The sequence below is a fragment of the Streptomyces arenae genome, assembly GCF_022343545.1.
Lineage (GTDB): Bacteria > Actinomycetota > Actinomycetes > Streptomycetales > Streptomycetaceae > Streptomyces > Streptomyces humi.
The window spans coordinates 125592-148494 of the sequence record NZ_JAKQYH010000042.1; the positions used below are offsets into that span (position 1 = coordinate 125592).

Consider the following 22903-nt stretch of genomic DNA (forward strand, 5'->3'; position numbering starts at 1 on the left):
AGACGGCGCCGCCGGTCGTCGGCCGCCGGTGGTCAGCTGCCGGCGGTGGCCGCGTCCCGTAGCGCGTTCAGGAAGCTGTGCAGAGCCGGTTGTCCGAGGGCGGTCTCCCGGGCGGCGGCCGAGATCACCCGGACCGGCTCGGGGTTGCGGACCGGGCGTACCACGACACCGGGGTGCCGGCTGCGCAGCCCGAGGCGCGGCATCAGACCGACGCCGAGGCCGGCTGCGACGAAGCCCTGTGCGGTGGCGTAGTCCTCGCTCTGGATGACGAAGTCGGGGCTGAAGCCGGCCGCGGCGCAGGAGTCGATGACGGGTTCGAGGCAGGGACCGGGCGGCTCGCTGCCCACCCACTGCTCACCGGACAACTCGTGCAGGTCGATCACCTCCTCGCCGGCGAGCCGATGACCGAGGGGCAGTACGGCCGCGTACGGGTCGTCGAGGAGGTGGACGAGCCGGCAGCCGTCCCCCGCACGGCCTCGGGCCTGGACGGCCACGGCCAGGTCGGCCCGGCCGTCCGCCACCTCCTGGAACGGGTCCTGCGGGTCGCTGAGTTCGAGGTCCACGCGGACGCCGGGGTGCTCGGCGCGGAGCCCGGCCAGGGCCGGCGCCACCAGGGTGGAGCCTGCGGTGGCGAAGTAGCGGACCGACAGCCGGCCGGTGCGACCGGCCCGGAGGTCGGCGAGCGCCGACTCCGCCTGGGCGACCGCCGCACTGATCAGCGCCGCGTGCTCGGTGAGCAGCAGCCCGGCCGCCGTCGGGCGCACCCCGCGACCGACCCGCTCCAGCAACGCCGTTCCGGCCTGTCTTTCCAGCGCGGCCACCTGCTGGCTGACGGCGGACGGGGTGTACCCGAGGTGGGCCGCGGCCGCCGTGACCGTGCCGCTGGTGACCACCGCGCGCAGGACCTGCAGTCGCCTCACATCAAGCATGTAGGACAGCTTAACGGTGTTGGTAGAAGCGTTTGCTTGTTCTCAAAGCTCGGCTGGGGCACCGTCGTTGGGAGCCGCAGGCACCGACGAGTCGACCACCGGACGACGCGACGACAAGCGACAAGACGACAAGACGACAAGACGAGAACGGGGAAACGCCATGGCGGACAACAGCGGCACGCGGGCCCTGCGGGGCGGCGCGCGGGTGGCCGTGCTCGCCCTGCTGTGGGGCTCGACCTTCCTCTGGACCGAGCTGGCGCTGCGTGGACTCTCCCCGCTCCAGGTCACCTTCGCGCGCTGTGCCATCGGCGCGCTCGTCCTCGTCGTCGCCTGCTACGCGTCGGGGCACCGGCTGCCGACGGCCGGCCCCGTCTGGCGGCACATCGTCGTCGCGGCCCTCTTCTGCAACGCCCTGCCGTTCGCGCTGTTCAGCGTGGGCCAGCAGACCGTCGACTCCGGGCTGGCGGGCGTCCTGAACGCCACGACCCCGCTCTGGTCGGTCATCCTCGGTCTCACCCTCGGCTCGGAGCGCGGGCTGCGGCCCGTACGGCTGGCGGGGCTGCTGCTCGGCTTCACCGGCACGATCGTCATCTTCGCCCCGTGGCGGACGACCGGGGCCACCGGGTGGGGCGCACTCGCGATCCTGGGCGCCGCCGCCAGCTACGCCATCGCGTTCACGTACATGGGCCGCACCCTGGTCCGCCGGGGCACACCCACCATCTCGCTCTCCGCCGCCCAACTCGTCGCCGCGAGCGGGCTGACCGCGCTCGCGGTGCCGATCGGCGGTCTGGACGCGATCGACCCCGGACCGACGGTCCTCGTCGCGGCCGTCGTCCTCAGCGTGTGCTGCACCGCGGTCACCTTCCACCTCACCTACCGGATCATCAACGACGAGGGCGCCACCGACGCCGCCGTGGTCGGCTACCTGCTGCCGGTGGTGTCCGTACTGCTGGGTGCCGTCGTCCTGGGCGAGGACCTGAACGTCCGGGTGGTCCTGGGCATGGCGGTGGTACTGCTGGGCGTGGGGATGACCCGACGGCAGGGGGCACCCTCGAACGCCTCGGCACGCCGGCGGACGCCCGCACACCAGATCGCGGGCGTCCGCCGGCGTGCGGGGCACGTCAGCTCAGAGCAGCCTCACCGTACGGGGTGACGGTGACACGGCCTGGTCAGCGGAGTCCCACCGGCCGGCCGGGCCGTGTCCCGTCACCTGCCCGACGGGGCGTCAGAACAGGCCGTTGTCGTGCGGCAGCGTGGCAGGCACCGGCGCGATGACGTCCCAGTGCTCGACGATCTTGCCGTCGCTCACCCGGAAGAGATCGTAGTAGGCCACCGGCACGCCGAACTCGCCCTCGGACTGGAGCAGGACGAACTCGCCCTCCGCGATCACCTTGTGGACCTTCTTGTACGTGAGGAGCTTGCCCTGCTCGGCCCACCGGGCGGCGGCCGCGCCGAAGCCCTCGAGTCCGTCGGCGGCCTCGGTGTTGTGCTGGTCGTAGGTGGTGGTGGAGATGTAGTCGGTGAGCACCGAGTAGTCGGCGCCGACGAGCACCTTGTCCGCGAACTCCGTCACCAGGGCACGGTTGGCCTCGGTGCTGTCGGGTTCCGTCACCTCGGTGGGGCCGTCGGTCTGGGAGCGGCCGGAAGCGGTGTCCTTGACCAGCGGGGTCAGCGCGTCCCAGTGCTCGGCCAGCTTGCCCTCGGCGTCGACGCGGAAGACGTCGAAGGCCACGAGCGGGTCGGGGCCGAAACCGTGGTAGGTACCGTGCAGAGCCACCAGTTCGCCGTCGGCGAGCACCCGGGCGCTCTCGTAGCGGAAGTCCGCGCCGAGGCTCGCGACGAGCCCCCGCAGCGCCTCGGGACCGTCCGCGGCGAGGGCGCTGTGCTGCGTGTAGCCGGCCGCCACCCAGCGGTCGACGGCCGCGGGGTCCTTGTCGCCGAACAGTTCTCCGGCCGCCTGCAGAACCGTGCTCTTGGGGTTGCTCATGATGTCCCTCGGGATGTCGATGTACTCAGACCGGCACCGGCGCATTCGATCGGTGCCGCTGTTCAAACTAGGTCTGGGGCAGGGGGAAGTCCGGAGCCAATCGCGACTCGCGATGGTCGGAATCCGACACGCCCGCTGCGGGCCTGGTCGTTTCCCGATACTTCGGGTGCGTGGTCAGCGGCCGAGCTCCGTCAGGACCACGTCGGCGCGGACCGGTACGGACAGGGCGGGCAGGAGTTCTGGGTGCTGCCGGTGGTGCTCACGACGGGATGGTTCCTTCCGGCGCCGCGGACGTGCGGCCTTCCGCGCCGCTTTCCGCCCGTCGGCGTCTTGCCGTCATGCGGGCGTATCGCCACCGTGGGCCCGGCCCGTGGAAGAACCGGATACACTTCTGACTGATGATGGTCAAAAACCGACACGAAACCTCGCGTGGGATCCTCGACATCCCGTTCGCCGCGCCCGCGGGCACCCCTGCGGGCGTCGAGGTGATGTCGCTGGCCGCGCTGCGCGGTCGGGTCTCGCGGCAGCTCGTCGCCAGGCCGCAGCGCTCGGACTTCCACCACCTGCTCACCCTGACCTCCGGCGGCATGTGGCACACCGTCGACTTCGACCGGTACCGGCTGCGCCCGGGTTGCTGGCTGTGGGTGCGCCCGGGCCAGGTTCACCAGTGGGGGAACCTGACCGGCAGCGAGGGTACGTTGATCCTCTTCCAGCAGGACGTCCTGGACCCGGCCACCGCGGCGGCCGCCCGCGTCGACGATCCCTACGGGGCCGTCGTCAGCGAGCCGGTCCACCAGGACGCCGAGGCGGTGAACCTGGCCGCGGAGCACCTGGACCACGAGTTCCGCGCCCTGGGACAACTTCCCCTGGACGCACACCTCGTCGTGCTGCGGCATCTTCTGGCGGTGCTGCTGCTGCGCCTGGCCCATCTCACGGGCCCCGCCGACGGCCTCCCACCGGCACCGGACGACGCCTACGTCCGCTTCCGTGACCTGGTGGAGCGGCACTTCGCCCGCACCCGGCGGGTGGAGGACTACGCGCAGATGCTGGGCTATTCACCGCGCACGCTCGCCCGGGCCACGCTGTCCCACGCAGGGCTCAACGCCAAGGAGTTCGTCGACCGCCGGGTGGTGCTGGAGGCGAAGCGTCTGCTGGCGCACAGTGATCTGACCTCGGCCCAGATCGCGGGCCGGCTCGGTTTCGCCACCCCCTCACAGTTCAGCAAGTTCTTCGTGCGCCGCGCACAGCACTCCCCGATCGACTTCCGCAACTCCGTCCGAGGGCGTGAGAGCACCCCGGACGTTCCGCCCGGCCCTCTGTCGGCTCACTGAGGTTGTCGGCTTTTGATCCTCGCCCAGCCCATTCGGACATCGTCCTGGTAGGACTGCTGCGGAGGATGGGACGTGACAAGGCCGCTGCGGATTCCGGCAGTTCACGGGATGTTCGAAGGTGACCCGTGAAGAGCCGCCTGTTAACCGGTGGCCTCCAGCAGGCGCTCATGGTGGTGCGTGATGCGGGCCAGGTCGAGGCGGCCGGCGCTCACAGGCGGGTCGTACGACATCGCGCGCGGCGCCCGGGCACGGTTCGATGCCGTGGGGGGCACGCAACGCGGCGGTGGCCGTCGTGCGTGGCAATCATGTATCCACGTGCACTCGGGTGGATTCAGCGAATGCCTCCGCCGTCGCTGGGCGCCGGAGGCGGCGCCTGAGATGCGCCGGATGCTGGGGATGCGCCGGATGCAGGGGAGCGCCGCGGCAGCCACGCCGCGCGCAGGCCCGGTCCCCGGGTGCGCACGAAGACGCCGGGCCGGCCGCATGGTGCCGCTGTGTCCCATGCGGTGCGCCGTCGTGCCGTCGGCCGGCGCGAGGGTGGCACCGCCCAGGGGGTCCTCGGCGTCGGCGTCCTCGTGGTCCTGGGCCGGTTCCCTCCAGCGGACGCGTCCGGTGCCCCCGCCCGTCGACTGATCTCCCACCCGGGCCAATCCATCGCCCGACCTGCTCCGGATTAAGCGCGGAAGCTGATCGCGAAGCGCATGGGAGAGACGATGGAGCACACGTCGCGGGGCGCCCCGCGCGGCCGGAATCAGCCGCCCCGGCACGGGCGGCGGACGGCCGTGGTGGGGTCCGGCGTGGCAGGACTGACCGCCGCCCACATCCTCGGCCGCGCCGGTCACGTCACCCTGTACGAGGCCGACGACCGTCTCGGCGGCCACGCCCACACCCATGAGCTGACGTCGGAGAACGAGGGCCGGGTGCACCGGGTCGACTCCGGGTTCATCGTGCACAACCGGCGCACCTACCCGAACCTGCTGCGGCTCTTCGACGAACTCGGCGTCGCCACGCGGGAGTCCGAGATGAGCATGTCGGTGCGGTGCGAGGGGTGCGGGCTGGAGTACGCCGGTGCCCGCGGCCCGAGCGGACTCCTCGCCCAGCGCCGCAGCCTCCTGCGCGGCCCCTATCTGCGGCTGCTGGCCGAGGTGCCGCTCTTCCACAGGGCGGCCCGCAAGCTGCTGGCCGGGAGCGCCGAGCCCGCCGAAAGCGCCCTGACACTGGGGGAGTTCCTCGATCGGGAGGGCTTCTCCGCCTACTTCCGCTCGCACTTCATGACCCCGGTGGTGTCGGCCGTGTGGTCCTGCGACGCCGCCACCGCCCAACGCTACCCGGCCGCCTACCTGTTCCGGTTCCTGGAACACCACGGGATGCTCTCGGTGAGCGGTTCACCGGTGTGGCGGACCGTGCGCGGCGGCTCACGCGAGTACGTCGACCGGATCGCCAAGCAGATCCCCGACGTACGCACCGGGACACCCGTGCGAGCCGTACGACGCCACGCCGACGGCGCCGACGTCACGACCGCGGACGGCTCCACCGAGTCCTACGACGCCGTGGTGATCGCCGTCCACCCGGACCAGGCCCTGCGGCTGCTGGCCGACCCCAGTGGGCGGGAGCGCGAGGTGCTGGGCGCGTTCCGCTACTCCCGCAACGTCACGCTGCTGCACACCGACACGGCGCTGCTGCCACAGGCCCGGGGTGCCCGTGCCTCCTGGAACTACCTGATGCCGTCCTGCGCGGCCGGCGCCGACCGGGTGCGGGTCAGCTACGACATGAACCGGCTGCAACGCCTCGACGCCACCGAGACGTTCGTGGTCACCCTGGGCGGAGAGGACCGGATCGACCCGGGCCGGGTGCTGGCCCGCATGGTCTACGAACACCCCGTCTACACGCCCGAGTCGGTGGCCGCGCAACAGCGCCTGCCCGAACTGACCACTCCCGTCTGCGCCTTCGCCGGTGCCTACCACGGCTGGGGATTCCACGAGGACGGCTGCCGCTCCGGCGTCGAGGCCGCCGCCGCGCTGGGAGCGCGCTGGTGACCGTCGTACCCGCCCTCTACCCGGTCACCGTCGCGCACGTGCGCACCGGGCCCCGGCGGTACGTGCTGCGGCACCGCACCTACCTGTGGCTCGTCGACCCCGACCACCCGCCCCGGCTGCCGCGCCCACTGCGGCCGCTCGCCCGCTTCGACCCCCGCGACCACTTCACCGGCGACCGGCCCACGATCCGCGCCGGCCTGGACGGCTTCCTCGCCGCCCACGGGATGTCCCTGGACGGCGGACACGTGCTGATGCTCACCCACGCCCGCGTTCTCGGACACGTCTTCAACCCGCTCACCCTGTACTGGTGCCACGGCCCCGACGGCACACTGCGCTGTGTGGTGGCCGAGGTGCACAACACGTACGGCGGCCGGCACTGCTACCTGCTGCGCCCGGACCAGGCCGGCACCGCCCGCACCGGCAAGCGGTTCTACGTCTCGCCGTTCTTCCCGGTGGACGGCGGCTACCGCATGCGGCTCCCGCCACCGGACCGGCGGCTCCACCTGACCGTGCACCTGGACCGTGCCGGCGGCCGGGCCTTCACCGCGACGGTACGGGGCGTCCGCCGGGCGGCGACCCCGACGGCCCTGCTGCGGCTGGCGCTGCGTCACCCCTGGTCCACCCTCGCCGTCTCGGCCGCCATCAGATTCCACGGCATCCGCCTCTACCTGCGGGGACTGCCCGTCCAGCCCCGACCCCACGACCACCGCACCCCGGGAGAACCGACATGAGGACCGCAGAACCCGGCACCACCCCCACAGACCCGCCCCCACCGTCCGGTCCCGTTCTCGCCGCCCCGGCCGGACCGACCTCACCACCCAACTCACCACCCACCCCCACCCCTGCCACCACCCCAGGCATCCCCGGCGCACGGCCGGCGGCCGACGAGGCCGGTGCGGTCCCCGGCACCGCGCACACCGGCGCCGTCGACCCCGCCCGCTGGCCCGACGTCGCCGCCGTACCGTCCGCCTCGCGGGCGCGGACCGCCGTGACCCGGGCCCTGGTGCGCCGGGCGCTGCGCGGGCTGCCGTTGCGGGCGCGGTTCGGCGGGGCGGAGCCCGTCGGGCTCGGCGGGCCGCTGCTGGAGGTGCGCGACCCGGCCGCCTTCCACGCCCGCGTCGGCACCGCGGGCCTGGTCGGGTTCGGCGAGTCCTACATGGCCGGCGAGTGGGACGCCCCCGACCTGGTCGCCGTCCTGGCGGTGCTCGCGGCGCGGGCCGCCGACCTGGTCCCGGCCCCCTTGCAACGACTGCGCCCGCTGTGGGCGCTCCGGCACCCGCACGCCGAACGCAACACCCCCGCCGGCTCCCGCGCCAACATCAGCCGCCACTACGACCTCTCCAACGACCTGTTCGCCCTCTTCCTCGACGACACCCTCAGCTACTCCGCCGCCGTCTTCCGCGGCTTCCCGGCCGACCGGGACCTGTTCGCCGCGGCCCAGCGGCGCAAGATCGACCGGCTGCTCGACCTGGCCGGCGTGGACGCGGGCACCCGCCTGCTGGAGATCGGCACCGGCTGGGGCGAACTGGCCCTGCGGGCCGCCGCCCGGGGCGCCCGGGTCACCTCGCTCACCCTCTCCCGGGAACAGCGCGAGCTGGCCCTGGCGCGGGTACGCGCCGCGGGCGTCGCCGACCGGGTCCGGATCGAGCTGTGCGACTACCGGGAGGCGCGCGGCACGTACGACGCCGTGGTCAGCGTGGAGATGGTCGAGGCGGTCGGCGCCGAGTTCTGGCCGGTGTTCTTCCGCACCCTGGACGACCGGCTGGCTCCGGGCGGCCGCGTGGCGCTCCAGGCCATCACCATGCCCCACGAGCGGATGCTCGCGGCCCGCGACACCTTCACCTGGATCCACAAGTACGTCTTCCCGGGCGGCCTCATCCCCTCCACGCGGGCGATCGAGGAAACCGTCCGCGACCACACCCGGCTCCGCCTCGCCCGCCGTGACGCCTTCGGCGCCCACTACGCCGAGACCCTGCGGCTGTGGCGGGAGCGGTTCACCGCACGCGCCGAGGACGTCGACGCGCTCGGCTTCGACGAGACCTTCCGCCGCCTGTGGACCTTCTACCTCGCCTACTCCGAGGCCGGTTTCCGGGCCGGCTACCTCGACGTGCAGCAGTACCTGTTCACCAAGGAGAACGCCGCCCGATGAGCACCGCCCCCCTGCACGGTTCCGGAACCGCCCACCGGATCACCGCCCTCGCCGAGGACCTGCTCGGCGGCCCGCTGCCGGTGCGGCTGCGCGCCTGGGACGGCAGCGTGACGGGTCCGGCCGACGGCCCCGTGGTCGTACTGCGGTCGCGGCGCGCGCTGCGCCGCCTGCTCTGGCAGCCCGGTGAACTCGGCCTGGCACAGGCGTACGTCACCGGCGAACTCGACGTCGAGGGTGACCTCGGTGAGGGGCTGCGGACGGTGTGGGCCGCCGCCCGGGAAAGGGGCCTGCGCCCGCCCCGGCTCACGCCCGCCGACCGGGCCAGGGCGCTCGCCGCGGCCGTACGCCTCGGCGTGGTCGGCCCGCCGCCGTCGGCGCCCGCCTCCCAGGCCCAGCTGCGCGGCGGCCTGCACAGCAGGACCCGGGACCGGGCCGCCATCAGCCACCACTACGACCTGTCCAACGAGTTCTACGGCCTGCTCCTCGACGACACCATGGCCTACTCGTGCGGCTACTGGGCGAGCGACGACCCCGGCTTCACGTCCGCCGACGCCCAACGGGCCAAACTGGAACTGGTCTGCCGCAAGCTCGGCCTGAAGCCCGGTGCCCGGCTGCTGGACATCGGCTGCGGCTGGGGCTCGCTCACCCTGCACGCGGCCGAACGGCACGGGGCCCTGGTCACCGCCGTCACGCTGGCCCGGGAACAGGCGGCGTACGTACGGGCGCGGGTCGCCGAACGCGGTCTGGCCGAGCGGGTGGAGGTGGTGTGCCAGGACTACCGCGACATCGAGGGCGGCGGTTTCGACGCCGTCAGCACCATCGAGATGGGCGAGCACGTCGGCGACGCCGAGTACCCGGCGTTCGCCGCCGCCCTGCGCCGGTTCCTGCGGCCCTGCGGACGGCTGCTGGTGCAGCAGATGTCACGCGGCAGCACCGCTCCCGGCGGCGGACCCTTCATCGAGGCGTACATCGCCCCCGACATGCACATGCGGCCGCTCGGCGAGACGACGGGCCTGCTGGAGGCGGCCGGCCTCGAGGTCCGGCACACCGAGTCGCTGCGCGAGCACTACGTCCGCACGGTCGCCGCCTGGCACCGCACCCTGGAGGAGCACTGGACGTCGTTCGTCCGCCTCGCGGGGGAGGAGACCGCACGGGTGTGGCGGCTGTACCTGGTCGGCGGGGCGCTGGCGTTCGAGGAGGGCCGCATGGGCGTCGACCAGATCCTGTGCGCACGGCCCGGCCCCGGCGGCCACAGCGGCATGCCGGCGACCACACAGCGCTGGTACGAGGGGCTGGAGAAGCCGTGAGCGGTTTTCCCTGGGGCGAGTTCGCGTCCAACCTCGCATGGGCCGCCGCCGCGGCCCTCGCGGTCATGCTGGCCACCTTCGCGGTCGCGGTGCGCATCGGTGTGCACCGCGTCGTGGACGTCGCCTGGGGGCTCGGCTTCACCGCCGTAGCCGCCGTCACCTTCGCGGCGTCCGCCGGGCACGGCGACCCCTGGCGGCGGGCCCTGGTCACGGTGCTGACCGCGGTGTGGGGACTGCGGCTCGCCGCGCACATCGCACGCCGGGGGCGGGGCCACGGCGAGGATCCGCGCTACGAGGCGATGCTCGCCAAGGCCCCCGGCAACCGGAACCTCTACGCCCTGCGGATGGTGTACCTGCTCCAGGGCGCCCTGATCTGGCTGGTGTCCCTGCCCGTCCAGGCGGCCGCGTACGTGACCGGCCCGCCGTCCGCCCTCACCTGGGCCGGCACCGCGCTGTGGGCGGTCGGCCTCGGCTTCGAGGCGGTGGGTGACGCCCAGCTGGCCCGGTTCAAGGCGGACCCCGCCCACCGGGGCCGGATCATGGACCGCGGCCTGTGGGCGTGGACCCGTCACCCGAACTACTTCGGTGACTTCTGCATCTGGTGGGGCCTGTTCCTGCTCGCCTGCGGCTCCTGGCCCGCGGCGGCCGTGTCCGTGGTCTCCCCGGTGGTGATGAGCCTGCTGCTGTCGCAGGGCGGCGGAAAGCGCCTGCTGGAACGGCACATGGCCGACCGTCCCGGCTACGCCGAGTACCAGGCCCGCACCAGCGGCTTCTTCCCCCGCCCGCCCCGACGCGGCTAGGGGAACCCTCGGAGGGACACCGGAGGGGGGCCGGGCAGCGTGGCTGCGGCCCCCGTCCGGTGCGCCGTCAAGCCGGGAAGCCGAGCAGGGCGAGCGGCTGGGAGGTCGGCTTCTTCGAGCCGCCCGCGGGCTCCACGGTGACCCCCATGCCCGAGGCCCCGTCGACACCGCCTCGCAGCAGCACGGCCTGGTCGGTGCGGCCAGGGTCCATGAGGCCCGCCGACCGCATGGTCCCTCCGTCATCGAACCACAGCTGGTACACCTTGCCCTCGGCGGGAGGCGCCATCCCCGACACGACGAACACGGCCCGGTCCCGGTCACGGGAGACGACGACGGTGCCCGTGGCCCCGTCACCCAGCGCCGCGCTCCGCGTCCTGGCGTCCGGCGCGGCCAGCACCGCGGCGATCCCGTCCGTCCCCTGTTGCGCGCGGCGCGCCTGGCGCAGGGCGTCCTCGGCCCGCTGGTGCTGCCACACCGTCGTACCGCCGAGCGCGGCGGCCGCCGCGACGCAGGCGGCCAGCGCCCACCGGGACAGCAGACGGCCCCGGGCCCTGGTCCGCGCCGCGCGGAGCGTCGTCAGCCCTCCCGGCGACTCCTGCCGGACCGAGGCGATTTGGTGCAGCACCCGCTCGCGCATGGCCGGCGCCGGCGGCACGGCGACGGCCAGACCGAGCCGGGCGGCGGTGGCGGACAGCTCGGCCGTCTCCTCGGCGCACGGCTCGCACCTCTTCAGGTGGCGCTCGAAGGCGCCTAGTTCCTCGCCGGACAGGGCGTGCAGGGCGTAGGCCCCCGTCAGCCGGTGCAGATCAGCAGTGGTTGTCACGCGGACACCCCCAGGCAGTCGCGCATACGGATGAGCCCGTCCCGCAGCCGGGTCTTGGCCGTGCCGAGCGGAAGCGTGAGCGCCTCGGCCACCTGCCGGTAGGTCAGCCCGCGGTAGTAGGCGAGCGTGACGGCCTGCCGCTGGATCTCGGTCAGCGTGCGCAGACACCGTCGCACCTGCTCCCGTTCCAGCCGGGCCTCGACCTGCTCGGTCACCTCGTCGAACTCGGGGGTCCGTGCCAGCATCGCGGCCTTGTGATCGCGGGCGACGGCGGCCTCCACCGAACGCACCCGGTCCACCGCGCGCCGGTGCGCCAGGGTGAGGATCCAGTTCACAGCCGTCCCCCGCTCCGACCGGTAGCGCGGGGCGGTCCGCCACACCTCCACCAGCACCTCCTGGGCGACCTCCTCCGACTGCGCCTGGTCGCGTACGACGGCGCGCACGACACCCAGGACGGGACCGGCCACGATGTCGTAGACGGAGGCGAACGCCTTCTCGTCGCCCAACGCGACGCGGCCGACAAGCTCCTGCAGATCCGGTTCCGACGCTGGATTGGTGCCGATGTACACGGCTTCTTTCACAGGGGCCTCCGCTGTTGGAACATCTCTCGGCGTAATCCGATCCAGGTGAGGGCGCGGATTGGTCCGGACGACGAGCAACCACATACCCGGCCGGCCGCGAACCAGCCCGGTCGCCGACCCACCCTCCTGACGATCCCCGCGCGACTGCCGCGCCGCTCGACCTGAGTGCTCAGCCGGCCCCGTGGGCGGCGAGGAGCGGTCGCCTCCCACAGCGGTGCCGAGGCACACCCCTTCTCTGAACACACCGAGATACCCGGTGCCCTTCCGGCTCCGGCAGGATGAGTACATGCTCATCGTGATCGGCGGACTGCCCGGCACAGGCAAGACCACCCTGGCGCGACTGCTGGCCGCGCGCATCGGCGCGGTCCACCTCCGCATCGACACCATCGAACAGGCCGTCGTCCGCTCCGGCCTGGCACGGCATCCCGTCGGACCGGCCGGCTACGTCATCGGAAACGCCCTGGCCGGTGAACATCTGCGGCAAGGGCTCACTGTGATCGCGGAGTCCGTGAACCCCCTGGCGATCACCCGCGACAGCTGGCAGAGCGTGGGGAGTCAGGCGGCCGCCCCCGTCGTCGAAGTGGAAGTCGTCTGCTCCGACCCGGACGAGCACCGAGAGCGCGTGACCACGCGGTCGACCGACATCCCCGACCTGCCGCTGCCCGACTGGCAGCAGGTCGTCAACCGCGACTACGAACCGTGGAACCGGGAGCACATCGTCATCGACACCGCCGGACAAGACCCGCAACAGTCGCTTGCCCTGCTCCTTCACCGTCTTGATGACACCCGGCGGCCCCCACGCGATCCCGAACCGGACGCCCGTCGGGCTACGAGGCGGAGCTAGGCAGACCCTGGAGGCCGTCCGCTACGCGAGCACCGCGCGGAACGCGCGCTCGCCGATACCGAGCATCAGCGGGTTGTCCGCCGAGTGCGACAGGAAGGCCAGGGACAGGGCAAGCGCCCACCCGCGGGCCCGCTCCCAGGTCGCGTCGTCCGCGCGGCCGTACGCCTGCCGAAGAGCGGCACGCTGCTCCGTGGTGAACAACATCCAGGCCACGGACAGGTCGGTGGCGGGATCGCCGGAGGTGATGTCACCGAAGTCGATCACGGCGCTGATCCGCCCGCGGTCGACCAGGATGTTGGCCGGGTGCAGGTCGCCGTGCAGCCACACCGGCGGCCCGTCCCAAGCGGGTGCCGCGACGGCCTTCTCCCAGGTCTGCAGTGCGGGCGCGCGATCGGCTGGGTCCACATGGGCCAGTGCGGCCAGGACGCCCTCGGCGCGTCCGGCCAGCGGAATCCCACGAACTGGGTTGACGGGCGCCTCCGAGGGAGCCGGGGCGTGCAGCGCATCCAGAAAACCGCCGAGGGTCACCGCGGCCGACCAGGGGTCGTCAGGCTCCGACCGCGCCGCGATCCGGCCTGGGAGAAACGGCACGACGCTCCAGGGCCACGGGTAGTGAGCCGTGGGCATCCCCACCCGCACCGGCGCCGGCACGGGCAACGGCAGACGGCCGGCCAACTCCGGCAACCACCGCTGCTCGTGCGCGACGAGATCGGCGGCCACGGCACGTCGAGGCAGCCTCACGAGGAACTCCTCGCCGAGCCGGCACACGAGGTTGTCCCAGCCGTTCGCCAGCACCTCGACCGGCAAGTCCGCCAGATCAGGGTGCTGTTCGTCAAGCAGACGGCGCACCAGACCGACGGAGACCGAAACCTCAGCAGCAGGCATCCGGTGAACTGTCACAGCCAGAACTCTACGGCGGTGCCATCGACGCCTTCATTACCGCCGCTCAGGTCAACGGGTCCCAGCAGGTCCGTCCTGGCGGCCGGGGAGCATGGCCAAGGCGCGGGAGCGCTGGGCGACGAGGTCGTCGTAGGTGCCGTCGCGCTCGGCCCAGCGGTGCATGAGGACGCCCTTCACCAGGACCTCGTGGGGGGTGGGGTCCTGCGAGAGCAGGTGCATGACCTCGGTGGCGAAGTCGTCGAGCGGGAGCGCGTGCGGGTTCACCTCTTCCTGCCCCGCCGTGGCGACGGCCGGCGGGACGAGTTCGACGACGCCGACTCCGGTGCCGTCGAGCTGCGCGCGCAGTGCCTCGGAGTAGGCGTGCACCCCGGCCTTCGACGCGGCGTAGCTGGGCATGGGCGGGAACGGCAGGAACGCGATGCCGGAGGTGACGGTGACGATGGTGCCTATACCCCGCCGGATCAGGTGCGGGGTGAAGGCGTCGACGACCCGGATGGTGCCGAGCAGGTTGGTGTCGATCGTCGTTTCCGCCGCCTCGAAGTGCGAGGGGTCGCGCAGGTCCTCCAGGAGCATGACGCCCGACATGGTCACCACCGTGTCCAGGTCGGGATACCGGGCGAGCACGACGTCACGGGCAGACGCGACCGAGGCACTGTCGGTGACGTCGACGCCGATCGTGCCGAAGCCTTCTTCGGCGAGCTCCGCGAGTGCCTTCGGGCTGCGGCCGCCGACGGCCACGGTGCTGCCCGCCGCGGCGAACCGCCGGGCCAGCTCCCGCCCGATGCCCGAGGTTCCACCGACGATGAGTACGGTGCGGTCGGAGAGATCCACGAGGTCTTCCCTTCAGTCGCGAAACAGTGCTGTCGCAGTCTCCGCGGCATCCGTCGGGCGTGGCAGAGCCCTCGTCTTCCCTGGTCCTGCCAGGGCCCCCACTGGGACACGCGTACCGCATTACGGTGTCGGTATGAAGGACGAGGATTCCGGCAAGCGGCTCGGCAGCTACCTTCGTGCCCGGCGTGAGCTGGTCTCCCCGGCACAGGCAGGTCTGCCGCCCGGCGGCAACCGCCGCGTGCCAGGGCTGCGCCGTGAGGAGGTCGCCCTGCTCGCCGGAATCAGCCCCGACTACTACCTGCGCCTCGAACGGGGCCGTGACAGGAACCCCTCACCGCAGGTCCTCGAATCACTCGCGCGCGTCCTGCGGCTCGACGACGTCGAACGGACGTACCTGCTCGGCCTCACGGCGGCGCGACCCAGGGCGCCGCGCCGCAAGCGGCCCGAACATGTACCGGCGCGGGTGCACGAGCTGCTCGCCCACCTTCAGATCCCCGCGTTCGTCGAAGGGCGCGCGTTCGACGTCCTGGCCTCCAACCCCATGGCGGTCGCGCTCTCCCCCCGCCTGCGGCCCGGCGAGAACCGGCTTCGTTCCCTCCTCCTCGATCCTGAGGAACAGGCCTTCCAGCAGGACTGGGCGAAGGCCACCGCCGATTTCATCGCCGCCCTGCGCACCTCCATCGGGGACGACACCGACGATCCCCGGTTCGTGGAACTCGTCGGCGAACTCGCCCTGTCCAGTCAGCGGTTCCGCACGTTGTGGGCCCGTCACGACGTCCGCGGTCTCGACGGGGGCACCACCACCGTCCACCACCCCGTCGTCGGTGAACTACGCCTGCACCGCGACAAACTCCCCATCGACGACGTCATCCTCGTCGTCTACTACCCCGACAAGGACAGCGACAGCGACGAGAAACTACGGCTCCTCACCGCCCTCGCACACACCGACCCCACCAGCACAGCGCACGACGCGAGCGGGTAGCAACTGGCTGCGGCCGTCAGCTCCTACCATGCCGTTCACACGGGTTCTGGAGGGGTCATGAAAAAGAGGACGAAGACGGCCGTCGCCACGGGCACGCTGATCGCGGCTCCGCTGCTGCTGGCGATCACGGCCTGCGACTCCGGTGGCACAGCCGCGCAGGGCAGGTCGGCAGCGGCCGCGCAGCCCGAGGCAAGCCACAGCGTCGGCACCCCCTCCCCGGCTCCCGCGTCCGGCCCGGCCCGGAAACTGGCCGCCTTGGACGGGAACCCACGCCCTGCCGACAGCTACCAACAGGTCCTCTCCGCCCTGGCCCCGCGCTGCAAGGAGGACCCGTCCCGCGTGGCGACGGCCGTGGACAGCACCCTCAAGGCCCTCAAGAAGAAAGGCATCGACGGCGAGGACGAATTCGGTGTGCTGCAGCACCTGGAGGCCTGGGTGCCGGCGGGAAAACCCAAGGTCAGCTGTCTGGCAGCGGGGGCGCGGTACGCAGCGCAGCGCACCGACAGCTAGCGCGTTGCGCGGCAGATGACCGGAGCCCGGGAACCGCTCAGAAGTCGGTGGTGTGTCCCAGAGGCGGCCTCGGAGCAGCACAGCGCGGCACGGCGCGGGCTCCGGCTCCGAGGTCCGTGCATGGCGGGGTCATCGTGGCCTGCTCTGGAGGGCGGTCGTGACCTGTGCTGAGCCGGGGGCGCCGGGTGGGGTGGGGCGGAGGGCGAGGAGGGCGATGTCGTCGGTGTTGTCGGTGCCGTACTCGATGACGAGGTCGTCGCAGAAGGTGTGGAGGGGGTCCCGGGCGTGTCGGGCGGCGTGTCGCCGTAGCCGGGTCATGCCGTGGTCCAGGGGTTCCGTGCGCCGTTCGATGAGGCCGTCGGTGTAGAGGAGGAGGGTGGAGTCGGGCGGTAGTGGGGTGTGGGCGGTGTGCCGGGGGAGGGCGGGGTCGAGGCCGATGAGGAGGCCGCCCGCGGTGTCGAGGTAGCGGGAGTGGCCGTCGGAACTGGTGAGCAGGGGCGGCGGGTGGCCCGCGGAGGAGTGGTGGAGGCTGTGTTCCGGGCCGCTGCCGTGGTTCTTGAGGACGGCGTAGATGCAGGTGGCGGTGGTGCGGAGGGCGAGGGTGTGGTGTGCGAGGTCGAGCCGGTGCAGGACGTCCGAAGGTGGTTCGGGGTGGGTGACGGCGATGCCGCGGAGCATGTTGCGCAGGGTGCTCATGAAGACGGCGGCCTGTAGGTCGTGGCCGGTCACGTCGCCGATGACGAGTGCGGTGTCGCCGTTGGGAAGGGTGAACGCGTCGTACCAGTCTCCGCCGACCTCGGCGGTGGTGCTGGACGGCAGGTAGCGGGCGGCCAGCTCCAGGTGCTCCGTCCTGGGCAGTTCGGGCAGGAGGGCACGCTGGAGTTGTTCGGCGTTGGTGTGGGTGTGCTGGTGCAGGCGGGCGTTGTCCACGCCGACGGCGAGGGAGCGGGCGAGTTCGGCGACCAGGGGGATGTCGTCCTTGGTGAAGGGGCGTTCGTCGCTGGTGCGGACGAGGGTCAGGGCGCCGATGACGTCCCGCTGCACACGTAGGGGAGCGATGAGGGCGCTGTCGCCGCCGAGTTGCTCCAGGAGTTCGAGTTGCCGGGCGTCCAGAGGGCTGCGGGCCTGACCTGCCGGGGGGACGATGTCGATCAGCAGGGGGCCGGCGCCGCGCAGGACCCGGGGCAGGGAGCCCGAGGCGGTGCCGGACAGTGGAGCGAGTGCGCCGAAGTGCCCCGCAGCGATCGGCGCCCGGGGGTCGCGGTGCACGATGCAGACCCGCTCGACCTGCTGGTGCTCGTCGATCAGGTCGACGGCGCACCAGTCGGCGAGCTGCTGTGTCAGTACCCGGCACACTCGCCGCAGCCGCTCGTTCAGGTCGAGGGTGCTGGCGAGGGCCCGTCCGGCCTCGGCGAACAGGGACAGCTCAGGGGCCGCCCGGTCGATCCGTGCTCTCCGCGCCTTCTTGGTGGTGACCGGCAGGTGGACCGGGCCCGGCGCCGGCCGCGTCGCGTATCCGCCGTCGTGCGCCGCGCCCGAGGCGCCGTCCGACGAGGCGTCCTGCGCCGCGCCGGAAGCGCTGCCGGGTGCGGTGGGGGCAGCGGTGGTCGCGTAGAGCTGGGCCACGAACACGGTGCGCCCGTCGACCGCTTCCTGGGTCTGGACGGACAGCCGGACGGGGACCAGCCTGCCGTCGCGGTGCAGTGCGCGGACGGGCACGGAACGACCCAGGATGCGGGGTTCGCCGGTGAGCAGCAGCGAGCTGAAGGCGCTCAGGTGGCGGCTGCGCAGATGCTCGGGGATCAGGACGGTCAGCCGTTGTTCGAGGAGGTCGTGGGCCTGCCAGCCCAGCAGGCCGGCGGCGGCGCTGTTGACCGCGATGACGCGGTTGCGGTCGTCGGCGGCGACGGTGGGCACGTTGGCGGCCTCGACCTCGCTCGCGTCCCAGGGAGCCAGGTCGGTGGGGGTGGCGCCCGGTGTGCCGGGGGTCATCGTCCACGCGGTGGGGTGCCCGCCGGACAGCTGGCCGGTGATCTCGTCGAACAGCCAGTGCCGGAAGGCCCGCAGCTGGGGGAGGGCCGGGAGGGTGAGGAGGCTCGCCTGCTGTGCGGTTTCGTCGCCCAGGTCGAGGACCGTACTCAGCGCCGTCACGTCGGGGGCGGTGTCGGCGGGGAACGCCACGAGCAGGGAGAGCGTCGAGCTGTCGGGGGTCTCCTGCTGCACCGCCGCCGTCATGCAGGCGCAGATCATGTTGCTGGTGTCCTGGGCGGTGGCGAGGTCGGCCGGCGGCACCTGGGCGTGACCGGCCGCGGCCGGCGCGAGGAACAGTTCGCGCAGCAGACCCTCCCAGTGCTGCTGGGCCGCCCAGTACAGGGCGTAGGGCACGTCGTTCAGCGTCACCGTCGCCATCCGGCCGGACGGTGCCAGCGTCTCCCACGCGGACGCGGGCGGCCCCGGCGTCCTGGGCCACACCTCGAACCAGACCGTCTTGCGGTCCTCCGTGCTGTGGACTCCGTGACCGGTGGCCAGTTCTTCCACCAGCTCCAGGCCCCGGCCGGTGCAGGCGTAGGTATGGCGGTCGTGCGGTACGAGCCCGCACTCGGGCCGGTGATCGGTCACCCGTACCTGCGCCCGCCCGTCGACGGCCCACACCCGCACCTCGGCCTCGGTTCGCGCGTGGATCACCACGTTGGTCATCAGCTCGCCGGCCAGCAGTTCGGCGGTGTCGGCCACCTCCGGCGCCACACCGTCCAGCACCGACCGTACGAAGCGCCGGGCCACCGCCACGTTCCTGGCCACCGGGGCCAGCCGCCGCGACGGCGCCCCGGGAGGGATGGGGCTGCCCATAGGAACTGGGTGCCCCGAAACCTCGGCCTGAAAGGAACACCACGCGAAACAGAAGCCACCGCGGCCCGCCGTGCCGCCGTGACTCTCGCCGGCTGGAGAGCTCCGCTCAGCCGGTCACGGGACCCGTGGGGGCGGCTGCCACCGCCGCCGCGGTCATGGTGCGTGCGGTGCTCACCAGGCTGTCCACCGCGTCGTCGGGAGCCAGGCCACAGAGGTCGATGAGCGTGAACAGTGACTCGGCGCTGATCACGAGGGAGAGACCACGCACCAGCTGTTCCACGTCGGCGCGTCCCGCGGGACCGCACCTGTCGGCCCAGGGGGCGAGGGCGTGGTCGATGAGCGCGAAGCGGCGGGCGGGACGCTCCTGGGATGTCGAGGGTTTCGCGATGGTCGAGGCGACGACCGCCCGCACCGCGCCCTGCCGGCGCAGCACCGCCCGGGCCAGGATCTCCGCGGCCTGGCCGACCCGTTCGACCGGGTCGTCGCCGCGCGTCGCCGAACGCAGCACGGCGACCAGGTCCTCCGTCATCACGGCGGCACGCAGGAGCGCGAGGAGGTCGGGGAAGTAGCGGTAGGCGGTCGCTTCGGAGACCCGCGCCTCGGCCGCGACCTTCGGCATCGTGATCTCTGCCCCGGTGTCGGCGAGATCGCGGGCGGCCGCCACGATCGCCGACCTGGTGCGTTCCATCTGACTGCTGAGCCCGCTCGGGCCTCTGCGCTCGGCCATGACCGTCCTTTCCTGCCGACCGAGAGCATACCGGCGCCAGGGCCTGGATGAGAGTGGACTCTTTTTTTAAGAGTGCACTTGCATGCGACTGCATGCCGCTCATAAGGTCCTCGGCGTCGGCAACCACCAGCCAGGGAGGGCTACATGACCAAGGTGTCGATCATCGGACCCGGCGAGGGCGAAATCATCGCCAGCGGGCCGTCGACGATCCGGATCCTCGAGGACGGCAGCCATACCGAGCACCGTCTGGGAACGGGGGAGATCACCATTCCCCCGCACACCCCGGGACCCCCGCAGCACCGCCACGCACAGCACGACGAGGGCTTCTACGTCCTGTCCGGCCATGTGCGGTTCACCGTCGGCCAGGACGACCACGACGCGGGACCCGGCACGTGGGTCATGGTCCCGCCGGGCGCACCGCACACCTTCGCCAACGTGAGTGACGAAACGGCGGTCATGCTCAACACCTTCACCCCGGACCTGTACGTGCAGTACTTCCGCGACCTCAAGGCGATGGTCGACTCCGGGCAGCCGCTGTCGCACGACTCCCTCGCGGCGGTCTGGACGAAGTACGGCACCGAACCCTCCACCGACTACGCCTCGTGAACGCCCTGTTGGCGGCCAACGCCGTCGCCGCTGTCGCCTCCGTCGCCTTCGCCCTGGTGGGAGGTGTGCGCCCGGCGGCGCTGAGCGAGAGCGGCACACCAAGTGCCGGGGAACGTTTCTACGGCTGGATGTACGCGACCAGGGCAGTGCCGCTGGGAGTGGCGGTCCTCGTCGCACCGATCGGCTGGCCGGGGCCGGCCAGTTCACTCCTCCTGTCCGCGGCCGCCGCGGCCCAGGCGGGCGACGCCGCCATCGGGATCGCCACGCGGAAATGGACGATGATCGCGGGCGCCTCGCTCCTGACGGTCATACACGCCGCGACGGCCGCCGCCACCGCGTGACCGCGCCCCGCCGGCGAACGTGAGGGGAGGCCGGACGAGTTCGGCACCGGTGTCATGCCCGTCGAAATCCGGTCCGGTGGCGGCCCGACCCGTTCGGCGGCCCGGCTGATCGTCCCGCCTGGCGGAACGGGACGATGCCGACGGAACCGGCGCCATAGACTCGGCCTCCGCCTGCGGCCCGGAGGTCGAGCGGGCGTCGTTTTCGGGAAGGGACCCCTACGGTGAGTGCAACGGCGCATAGCGACGCCCCGATCTACGAACGGCTCATACGCGAACGGGGCGATGTGGCCGCCGACGCGCGCAGGACCGCGGAGGCGACCTGGCGAGAGGTCGGACGGGCCATGGACTTCCGCCTCCCCCACACGATCACCACGCACGGCGTCGGCCCCCGTTGACTCTCGTGCGTCCCCGGTGATCGAGGAACCCGGTTCCGGAACCCGGGGACCCCTCAGGCCGGCTGCCGGCGCCCCAGAAGAACGGGCCGGCTGTCGGCGTGACTGTGATGTCCCAGCCGAGCTCACGAAGCCGTCCTTCCAGTTCTGTCGGCTCGTACGGAACTTTCACGATTCGGTAGGCCGCCCCGTCCGGAGTGCGCCGCTGAATGGTGGAAGACGCCGGGCCTTCGACGAGTTCCTCCGGCGTTCGGTAGTGGTCGTCGACAAAGAACACCCGGCCCCGCGGCGCGAGGGCAGTGGCCACCAAAGACCAGAAGGACTCGAAGCGTTCGGCCGGCACGTGCGAGAGCCAGCACCCCATGAAGACGACGTCATAACGGCGGTCGGGTTCCCAGGCGAACAGGTCAGCCTCGACGAATCTCACCCGGGATCCATCAGCGACTCGGCTCGCGGCGATCGCGAGCATTTCCGGGGACGCGTCGACGGCGGTGACGTCGCCGGCGTGGCGGAGCAGCTGAGGGGTCCAAGTGCCGGGCCCGCAGGCCAGTTCCAGCACACTGCCCGCCGGCCGGAACGCGTCGAGCGCCTCAGCCGGCTCGGCGCAGCCGGGAAGATCGAGGAACTGGTCGAGGTAGTCCGGGGCAAGGGCGCTGTAGTAGGCACGCTGTTCGGACAGAAGCCGTTCGTGAGCTGATCCGGTGTTCATGGCCCCACTGTGGGACTTGTCCAAGGGGCAAGGTCAATCCGCAGAGGGAGTGTGCAGGCGCGTTGTTCCGCCTGCCGAAGCTCTGTGAAGGCGCCGAGGGCCGTGCCGGGCGCCCGAGGCGGGGCGCCCGATCCGGCGGCAACCACGTCCCCGCGGGGGCGAAGGTGCCGCCGGGTCGTCGGCGTCCGTGTGGGTCACTTCCCGGCCGCGTGCTGTCCGCCGGCGCCCCGGTTGTCAGCGCCAGCCGAGTTCCGGCGCGACGTGCCTCAGGATGCTGTCGAGGACGTGTGCGTTGTAGTCGACGCCGAGTTGGTTGGGCACCGTGAGCAGTACGGTGTCGGCGGCGGCGATGGCTTCGTCCTCGGCGAGCTGCTTGACGAGCGCGTCGGGTTCGGCGGCGTAGGAGCGGCCGAAGATGCTGCGGGTGTTCGCGTCGATGTAACCGATCTGGTCCGTCGAGTCCCGGTCGCGGCCGAAGTACGCGCGGTCCCGGTCGTCGACGAGCGGGAAGATGCTCCGGCTGACCGACACCCTGGGGGTACGGGTGTGGCCCGCGGCGCGCCAGGCCTCGTGGTACGCCTCGATCTGCTTGCGCTGCTGGACGTGGAGCGGCTCGCCGCTCTCGTCGTCCTTGAGGGTCGAGCTCTGCATGTTCATCCCGAGACCGGCGGCCCAGACCGCGGTGGCGTTCGACCCCGAACCCCACCAGATGCGCTCACGCAGGCCCTCGGAGTGCGGTTCGATACGAAGCAGCCCCGGCGGGTTGGCGAACATCGGCCGGGGGTCGGGCTCGGCGAATCCGTCCCCCTTCAGCACCTGGAGCAGTTCCTCGGTGTGGGCGCGCGCCAGGTCGGCGTCGGTTCCGCCCTCCGGAGGTCGGTAACCGAAGTGCCGCCAGCCGTCGATCACCTGCTCCGGTGAGCCCCGGCTGAGGCCGAGCTGGAGTCGGCCGCCCGAGATCAGGTCGGCCGCGCCCGCGTCCTCCGCCATGTACAGCGGGTTCTCGTAGCGCATGTCGATCACACCGGTGCCGATCTCGATCCGGCTGGTGCGCGCACCGATGGCGGCGAGGAGCGGGAACGGTGAGGCGTGCTGCCGTGCGAAGTGGTGCACGCGGAAGTAGGCGCCGTCCACCCCCAGCTCCTCCGCGGCGACGGCGAGGTCGATCGCCTGCAACAGCGAGTCCGACGCGGAACGCGTCTTCGAGTGCGGCGATGGCGTCCAGTGCCCGAAGGACAGGAACCCGATCTTCTTCATACCGCTTTCAACAA

At 72.1% G+C, this 22903-nt stretch carries 23 protein-coding genes; 12 read left to right on the forward strand and 11 right to left on the reverse strand.

Annotated elements, in window-relative coordinates:
* Window positions 1-32 precede the first annotated feature (32 nt).
* Window positions 33-929, reverse strand: coding sequence for a LysR family transcriptional regulator (locus MB828_RS17740; protein ID WP_301649057.1), 897 nt, complete (start codon window positions 927-929; stop codon window positions 33-35).
* Window positions 930-1089: 160 nt separating this feature from the next.
* Between MB828_RS17740 and MB828_RS17745 the strand changes: the two genes are divergently transcribed.
* The gene (locus tag MB828_RS17745; protein ID WP_301649058.1) at window positions 1090-2082 is read left to right on the forward strand and encodes a DMT family transporter; all 993 of its coding nucleotides are present in this window, start codon (window positions 1090-1092) and stop codon (window positions 2080-2082) included.
* A gap of 72 nt (window positions 2083-2154) precedes the next feature.
* Here the strand turns inward: MB828_RS17745 and MB828_RS17750 are convergent, their stop codons facing one another.
* Window positions 2155-2916 (reverse strand): nuclear transport factor 2 family protein, encoded by a 762-nt coding sequence (locus MB828_RS17750; RefSeq protein ID WP_301649059.1) that lies wholly within the window; start codon window positions 2914-2916, stop codon window positions 2155-2157.
* Between the two features lie 398 nt (window positions 2917-3314).
* Between MB828_RS17750 and MB828_RS17755 the strand changes: the two genes are divergently transcribed.
* Window positions 3315-4247, forward strand: coding sequence for a helix-turn-helix domain-containing protein (locus tag MB828_RS17755; RefSeq protein WP_301649060.1), 933 nt, complete (start codon window positions 3315-3317; stop codon window positions 4245-4247).
* 140 nt (window positions 4248-4387) lie between these two features.
* On the opposite strand, the gene MB828_RS17760 is transcribed toward MB828_RS17755, so the two are convergent.
* Entirely contained in the window at window positions 4388-4519 is a 132-nt protein-coding gene (locus tag MB828_RS17760; RefSeq protein WP_301649061.1) for a hypothetical protein, read from the reverse strand.
* 441 nt (window positions 4520-4960) lie between these two features.
* Between MB828_RS17760 and MB828_RS17765 the strand changes: the two genes are divergently transcribed.
* From MB828_RS17765 to MB828_RS17785, 5 genes are read left to right on the forward strand one after another with little or no spacing between them, the layout of a single operon-like run.
* The gene (locus MB828_RS17765) at window positions 4961-6283 is read left to right on the forward strand and encodes an NAD(P)/FAD-dependent oxidoreductase (protein ID WP_301649062.1); all 1323 of its coding nucleotides are present in this window, start codon (window positions 4961-4963) and stop codon (window positions 6281-6283) included.
* Entirely contained in the window at window positions 6280-7014 is a 735-nt protein-coding gene (locus MB828_RS17770; RefSeq protein ID WP_301649063.1) for a DUF1365 domain-containing protein, read from the forward strand. Before MB828_RS17765 ends, MB828_RS17770 begins: the two co-directional genes overlap by 4 nt.
* Window positions 7011-8432: a class I SAM-dependent methyltransferase gene (locus MB828_RS17775; RefSeq protein ID WP_301649064.1), complete on the forward strand. Its 1422-nt coding sequence runs from the start codon at window positions 7011-7013 to the stop codon at window positions 8430-8432. The genes MB828_RS17770 and MB828_RS17775 overlap by 4 nt, the downstream gene beginning before the upstream one ends.
* On the forward strand, window positions 8429-9739 hold the full coding sequence (locus MB828_RS17780) for an SAM-dependent methyltransferase (RefSeq protein WP_301649065.1): 1311 nt from the start codon (window positions 8429-8431) through the stop codon (window positions 9737-9739). Before MB828_RS17775 ends, MB828_RS17780 begins: the two co-directional genes overlap by 4 nt.
* Window positions 9736-10539: a DUF1295 domain-containing protein gene (locus MB828_RS17785; protein WP_301649066.1), complete on the forward strand. Its 804-nt coding sequence runs from the start codon at window positions 9736-9738 to the stop codon at window positions 10537-10539. The genes MB828_RS17780 and MB828_RS17785 overlap by 4 nt, the downstream gene beginning before the upstream one ends.
* Window positions 10540-10606: 67 nt before the next feature.
* On the opposite strand, the gene MB828_RS17790 is transcribed toward MB828_RS17785, so the two are convergent.
* Both MB828_RS17790 and MB828_RS17795 read right to left on the reverse strand, forming a co-directional pair.
* Window positions 10607-11362 carry an anti-sigma factor gene (locus tag MB828_RS17790; RefSeq protein WP_301649067.1) on the reverse strand — a complete coding sequence of 252 codons (756 nt, stop codon included), beginning with the start codon at window positions 11360-11362 and terminating at the stop codon, window positions 10607-10609.
* Complete coding sequence (locus MB828_RS17795; protein WP_301649068.1) at window positions 11359-11943, reverse strand: sigma-70 family RNA polymerase sigma factor; 585 nt, start codon at window positions 11941-11943, stop codon at window positions 11359-11361. Before MB828_RS17795 ends, MB828_RS17790 begins: the two co-directional genes overlap by 4 nt.
* A 286-nt stretch (window positions 11944-12229) precedes the next feature.
* On the opposite strand from MB828_RS17795, the gene MB828_RS17800 reads away from it, so the two are divergent.
* On the forward strand, window positions 12230-12787 hold the full coding sequence (locus MB828_RS17800; RefSeq protein WP_301649069.1) for an AAA family ATPase: 558 nt from the start codon (window positions 12230-12232) through the stop codon (window positions 12785-12787).
* 21 nt (window positions 12788-12808) lie between these two features.
* Here the strand turns inward: MB828_RS17800 and MB828_RS17805 are convergent, their stop codons facing one another.
* Both MB828_RS17805 and MB828_RS17810 read right to left on the reverse strand, forming a co-directional pair.
* The gene (locus tag MB828_RS17805) at window positions 12809-13672 is read right to left on the reverse strand and encodes an aminoglycoside phosphotransferase family protein (RefSeq protein ID WP_301649070.1); all 864 of its coding nucleotides are present in this window, start codon (window positions 13670-13672) and stop codon (window positions 12809-12811) included.
* Between the two features lie 66 nt (window positions 13673-13738).
* Complete coding sequence (locus MB828_RS17810) at window positions 13739-14518, reverse strand: SDR family oxidoreductase (RefSeq protein WP_301649071.1); 780 nt, start codon at window positions 14516-14518, stop codon at window positions 13739-13741.
* Window positions 14519-14651: 133 nt separating this feature from the next.
* On the opposite strand from MB828_RS17810, the gene MB828_RS17815 reads away from it, so the two are divergent.
* Window positions 14652-15500, forward strand: coding sequence for a helix-turn-helix transcriptional regulator (locus MB828_RS17815; RefSeq protein WP_301649072.1), 849 nt, complete (start codon window positions 14652-14654; stop codon window positions 15498-15500).
* 57 nt (window positions 15501-15557) lie between these two features.
* The gene (locus MB828_RS17820) at window positions 15558-16010 is read left to right on the forward strand and encodes a hypothetical protein (RefSeq protein ID WP_301649073.1); all 453 of its coding nucleotides are present in this window, start codon (window positions 15558-15560) and stop codon (window positions 16008-16010) included.
* A gap of 129 nt (window positions 16011-16139) precedes the next feature.
* Here the strand turns inward: MB828_RS17820 and MB828_RS17825 are convergent, their stop codons facing one another.
* Both MB828_RS17825 and MB828_RS17830 read right to left on the reverse strand, forming a co-directional pair.
* Entirely contained in the window at window positions 16140-18857 is a 2718-nt protein-coding gene (locus MB828_RS17825; RefSeq protein ID WP_301649074.1) for a SpoIIE family protein phosphatase, read from the reverse strand.
* A gap of 106 nt (window positions 18858-18963) precedes the next feature.
* Window positions 18964-19584 carry a TetR/AcrR family transcriptional regulator gene (locus MB828_RS17830; protein WP_301649075.1) on the reverse strand — a complete coding sequence of 207 codons (621 nt, stop codon included), beginning with the start codon at window positions 19582-19584 and terminating at the stop codon, window positions 18964-18966.
* 144 nt (window positions 19585-19728) lie between these two features.
* On the opposite strand from MB828_RS17830, the gene MB828_RS17835 reads away from it, so the two are divergent.
* Window positions 19729-20190, forward strand: coding sequence for a cupin domain-containing protein (locus MB828_RS17835; RefSeq protein WP_301649076.1), 462 nt, complete (start codon window positions 19729-19731; stop codon window positions 20188-20190).
* Window positions 20187-20531 (forward strand): hypothetical protein, encoded by a 345-nt coding sequence (locus tag MB828_RS17840; RefSeq protein ID WP_301649077.1) that lies wholly within the window; start codon window positions 20187-20189, stop codon window positions 20529-20531. Before MB828_RS17835 ends, MB828_RS17840 begins: the two co-directional genes overlap by 4 nt.
* A 366-nt stretch (window positions 20532-20897) precedes the next feature.
* Here MB828_RS17840 and MB828_RS17845 read toward each other — a convergent pair whose 3' ends face one another.
* Window positions 20898-21632, reverse strand: a complete 735-nt coding sequence (locus MB828_RS17845; protein WP_301649078.1) for a class I SAM-dependent methyltransferase — start codon at window positions 21630-21632, stop codon at window positions 20898-20900.
* Window positions 21633-21866: 234 nt separating this feature from the next.
* On the reverse strand, window positions 21867-22889 hold the full coding sequence (locus MB828_RS17850; protein ID WP_301649079.1) for an LLM class flavin-dependent oxidoreductase: 1023 nt from the start codon (window positions 22887-22889) through the stop codon (window positions 21867-21869).
* Window positions 22890-22903: the final 14 nt, after the last annotated feature.

Excerpts from the sequence above, each read along its gene's own strand:
- MB828_RS17800 (WP_301649069.1), top strand. The coding sequence starts at position 12,230 with ATGCTCATCGTGATCGGCGGACTGCCCGGCACAGGCAAGACCACCCTG.
- MB828_RS17835 (WP_301649076.1), top strand. The coding sequence starts at position 19,729 with ATGACCAAGGTGTCGATCATCGGACCCGGCGAGGGCGAAATCATCGCC.
- MB828_RS17850 (WP_301649079.1), bottom strand. The coding sequence starts at position 22,889 with ATGAAGAAGATCGGGTTCCTGTCCTTCGGGCACTGGACGCCATCGCCG.
- MB828_RS17830 (WP_301649075.1), bottom strand. The coding sequence starts at position 19,584 with ATGGCCGAGCGCAGAGGCCCGAGCGGGCTCAGCAGTCAGATGGAACGC.
- MB828_RS17755 (WP_301649060.1), top strand. The coding sequence starts at position 3,315 with ATGATGGTCAAAAACCGACACGAAACCTCGCGTGGGATCCTCGACATC.
- MB828_RS17825 (WP_301649074.1), bottom strand. The coding sequence starts at position 18,857 with ATGGGCAGCCCCATCCCTCCCGGGGCGCCGTCGCGGCGGCTGGCCCCG.
- MB828_RS17845 (WP_301649078.1), bottom strand. The coding sequence starts at position 21,632 with ATGAACACCGGATCAGCTCACGAACGGCTTCTGTCCGAACAGCGTGCC.
- MB828_RS17775 (WP_301649064.1), top strand. The coding sequence starts at position 7,011 with ATGAGGACCGCAGAACCCGGCACCACCCCCACAGACCCGCCCCCACCG.
- MB828_RS17745 (WP_301649058.1), top strand. The coding sequence starts at position 1,090 with ATGGCGGACAACAGCGGCACGCGGGCCCTGCGGGGCGGCGCGCGGGTG.
- MB828_RS17815 (WP_301649072.1), top strand. The coding sequence starts at position 14,652 with ATGAAGGACGAGGATTCCGGCAAGCGGCTCGGCAGCTACCTTCGTGCC.
- MB828_RS17780 (WP_301649065.1), top strand. The coding sequence starts at position 8,429 with ATGAGCACCGCCCCCCTGCACGGTTCCGGAACCGCCCACCGGATCACC.
- MB828_RS17805 (WP_301649070.1), bottom strand. The coding sequence starts at position 13,672 with ATGCCTGCTGCTGAGGTTTCGGTCTCCGTCGGTCTGGTGCGCCGTCTG.
- MB828_RS17740 (WP_301649057.1), bottom strand. The coding sequence starts at position 929 with ATGCTTGATGTGAGGCGACTGCAGGTCCTGCGCGCGGTGGTCACCAGC.
- MB828_RS17765 (WP_301649062.1), top strand. The coding sequence starts at position 4,961 with ATGGAGCACACGTCGCGGGGCGCCCCGCGCGGCCGGAATCAGCCGCCC.
- MB828_RS17750 (WP_301649059.1), bottom strand. The coding sequence starts at position 2,916 with ATGAGCAACCCCAAGAGCACGGTTCTGCAGGCGGCCGGAGAACTGTTC.
- MB828_RS17820 (WP_301649073.1), top strand. The coding sequence starts at position 15,558 with ATGAAAAAGAGGACGAAGACGGCCGTCGCCACGGGCACGCTGATCGCG.